The organism is Mesorhizobium sp. M2A.F.Ca.ET.067.02.1.1, from assembly GCF_004023285.1.
Classification (GTDB): Bacteria; Pseudomonadota; Alphaproteobacteria; order Rhizobiales; family Rhizobiaceae; genus Mesorhizobium.
The window spans coordinates 1-544 of the sequence record NZ_RZSB01001386.1; the positions used below are offsets into that span (position 1 = coordinate 1).

The following is a 544-nucleotide window of genomic DNA, read 5'->3' on the forward strand; positions in this document are numbered from 1 at the left end:
GGTCAACGCCGCGATGATCGAATTCCTGCGGAGCTTGCCGAACCGGGGCTGATCCAAGCGAAGCGAGTATCGGCTCCGACACGGAAGGTCGGGCGTGCCGCTCGGCAAGCGACTCGCCCGGTTCAAGTCAGGCACTATCCTTAGCCCGGTAGGCGTCGGGAATGACGAAGACCTCGTCGGCGCGGCCATAGCCCCCATCGGGAACCTCCTCGATCAGCACCATGGTGTGGGGACGCACACCTTCGCCGAAATAGTCGACGAACATCTGCGTGGTCTTGTGGATCAGGTCCTCCTTCTGCGCCTTCGTGAGGGCCGCCTCGGGCATCTTGAAGTTGGCAAAGGGCATTTCCAGGTTCCTTTCGGGTTGGGTTCAGGGCTTTGGATGAAGGAGGTCAGCAAGGCCGATGCGCTCCAGAAGCTGGGCGCGGACGCGGTCGGCGACACCGTTGACGATGGCCGCGCCGTCGTCGGACGGATCGATATGGACGCGGAACGGCCGGCGGCCATGCGGCATCGCCACGAGATCGACGATGGCCTCTGCGAC

General features: G+C 63.8%; 1 protein-coding gene and 1 pseudogene. Both read right to left on the bottom strand.

The window, feature by feature from the left end; all coding sequences use genetic code 11:
• Positions 1-127 precede the first annotated feature (127 nt).
• Complete coding sequence (locus EOA28_RS37960; protein ID WP_126080807.1) at positions 128-346, bottom strand: 4-oxalocrotonate tautomerase family protein; 219 nt, start codon at positions 344-346, stop codon at positions 128-130.
• Between the two features lie 24 nt (positions 347-370).
• Positions 371-544, bottom strand: a pseudogene (locus tag EOA28_RS40760) (oxidoreductase); the annotation flags it as partial.

Coding starts and splice junctions, on each gene's coding strand:
- EOA28_RS37960 (WP_126080807.1), bottom strand. CDS start 346: ATGCCCTTTGCCAACTTCAAGATGCCCGAGGCGGCCCTCACGAAGGCG.